At 69.5% G+C, this 2,347-nt stretch carries 3 protein-coding genes; all 3 read left to right on the forward strand.

Annotation, left to right across the window (positions count from 1 at the left end; genetic code table 11):
- Positions 1–977 (forward strand): Bug family tripartite tricarboxylate transporter substrate binding protein (locus tag Q7A36_RS39345; RefSeq protein WP_370655803.1); only part of this gene is annotated, 977 nt, incomplete at its 5' end.
- Positions 978–1,024: 47 nt separating this feature from the next.
- Positions 1,025–1,825, forward strand: coding sequence for an SDR family NAD(P)-dependent oxidoreductase (locus Q7A36_RS39350; protein ID WP_305109239.1), 801 nt, complete (start codon positions 1,025–1,027; stop codon positions 1,823–1,825).
- Between the two features lie 313 nt (positions 1,826–2,138).
- Positions 2,139–2,347: hypothetical protein (locus Q7A36_RS39355; protein WP_305109240.1), on the forward strand; the 209-nt coding region annotated here is incomplete at its 3' end.

Consider the following 2,347-nt stretch of genomic DNA (forward strand, 5'->3'; position numbering starts at 1 on the left):
ACCACGTCACGCGTCGCCACGCGCTGGGTCTGGCAGCTGGGCTCGGATTTGCCGGGCCGGCCCTGGCGCAGGCCGCTTGGCCCACCCGCCCGGTGACCCTGCTGGTCCCCTTCGCGCCCGGCGGCGCCTCAGACATCTCGGCGCGGGCCTTCAGCACCCGGCTGGCGGAACGCAGTGGGCATCCTGTGGTCGTAGAGAACCGCCCCGGCGCGAACGGGCAGTTGGCGGCGCGGCTCCTCGCGCGCGCCACGCCCGATGGCCACACACTGATGGTCGGCTCGATTGGCGTCTTTGCGCTGAACACCGTGCTCTACCGCAACCCGGGCTACGACCCGGTGACCGACTTTGCGCCGGTGACGCTGGCTGTCACCACGCCGAATGTCCTGGTCGTGAATCCGGAGGCAGCTCCGGTACACAACCTTGCGGAGCTGATCGCCTGGATGAAGGCGCGCCGTGGCCAGGTCTTTCATGCCACCAGCGGCATCGGCTCCTCGCCGCACCTGACCATGGAGCTCTTCACTCAGATGACAGGGACCGAGGCGACACATGTGCCATCCCGCGGCGGCGCCTCAGCGGTTATGGACCAGCTCGCCGGGACGGTGCAGGTCTCCTTTCAAGGGCTCGGCTCCGTCATCGGTCCGGTGCGGGATGGGCGGCTGCGAGCGCTGCTGGTGACCGCCGCTCACCGCAGCCCGCTGCTGCCGGAGGTGCCGACAGCGGCCGAGGCCGGGCTGCCCGACTTCGAGGTGAGTTCCTGGCAGGCGGTGATGGCCCCGGCCACCACACCGCCCGCGCTCTGTAGCGGGATCGCTGCCGGGATCACCGCGATCCTGCGCGAGCCGGCGGTGGCCGCGGCGCTGGAGGCGGGCGGCTACACCGTCGCCGGCGGCACGCCCAAGGACTACGCCGCCTTTCAGCGGGCCGAGATCGCGCGCTGGCGGCGCGTGGCGCAGGCCGCGAACATCGTCCTCGACTGACGGCGCACCGGGGGCGCCAACCATCGACATCCATGGGGAGCAGAAGCATGTCGCAGCGTTTCGCGGGCAAGATCGCCATCGTCACCGGCGCGGGGTGCGTCGGGCCTGGTTGGGGCAACGGCCGGGCCATCGCCGTCGGGCTGGCGCGCGAGGGGGCGACGGTGATCGGCGTGGACCGCGCGCCGGAGAGCATGGCGGAGACGGCCGAGCGGATCGCCGCCGAGGGCGGCCGCTTCGAGACGGCGGTGCTCAACGTGACCGACAGCGCCGCCATTGCCCGGCTGGTAGCCGACGTAGTCGCGCGCCATGGCCGGATCGACGTGCTGGTGAACAATGTCGGCGGCTCGGCCGCCGGTGGCCCGGTGGAGATGACCGAAGAGGTCTGGGACCTGCAGGTCGACACCAATCTGAAGAGCGTCTTCTTGACCCTCAAGCACGTGCTGCCAGTGATGGAGCGGCAGGGCAGTGGCGCGGTGGTGAACCTCGCCTCGACCTCCGGCATCCGCTGGACCGGTGCGGCGCAGGTCGCTTATGCGGCGTCGAAGGCCGGGGTGATCCAGCTCTCGCGCGTGGTCGCGGTGCAATATGCCGCGAAAGGGGTCCGGGTGAACACGGTGGTGCCGGGGCAGATGCACACCCCGATGGTGGAGGTCCGCCTCGCAGGCCAGCGCGCCGGCGGCGATGTGGAGGCGATTGTGAAGCAGCGCTTGGCGCGCATCCCGCTGGGCTTTGCCGGCGACGGGCGGGACACCGCCAACGCTGTGCTGTTCCTTGCTTCCGACGAGGCGCGCTTCGTGACTGGCACCGAACTGGTGGTCGACGGCGGCATGTCCGTCCGCTGTGGTTAGGTGCCATAGCGCAGGCGGACATCACCGCTCGGTTCTCTCCGCCAGCGAACCCAACACCCTGGGCGACTGATTGGGTCAGGACGGCCAGGGTAAGCGGAGCACGTAGGCCCGCCATCTATGCGGTCCTGCCATAAGAGCGGACAGGCCGTTTTCGGCCAGACCAGGCCACGAGGTGGATCCTGTTTGGCCAGCTTTATGTCCGCTCATAGAGGAGGACCAGACCTCCAGAGAGCATGCAAAGCTGTGGGGGAAAGAGTCGCGAGGGCGCCTATCTGGTAAGCTCCTCGGGTGTGGGGGCGAAGGAGCGACGCCGGTGCCAAAGCGGGTATGGCGGCTGACACTGGTGCCCGAGGAGGCTGAAGGGACGACGGAGACCGAACTCGCCCGGATCGAGCGTAGCGAGGCGGGCGGGCTGGCCGATCTCGGGCTCAGCCTTGAGGAGGTGAAGCATCTCACCGCGGCATTACAGGCCGAGATCGTCACGGCCCAAGTGGCCACGGTGGGTGAGCGCCGCCGAAGAGT

This window comes from Paracraurococcus lichenis (assembly GCF_030657435.1).
Taxonomy (GTDB): domain Bacteria; phylum Pseudomonadota; class Alphaproteobacteria; order Acetobacterales; family Acetobacteraceae; genus Paracraurococcus; species Paracraurococcus lichenis.

Excerpts from the sequence above, each read along its gene's own strand:
- Q7A36_RS39350 (WP_305109239.1), top strand. The coding sequence starts at position 1,025 with ATGTCGCAGCGTTTCGCGGGCAAGATCGCCATCGTCACCGGCGCGGGG.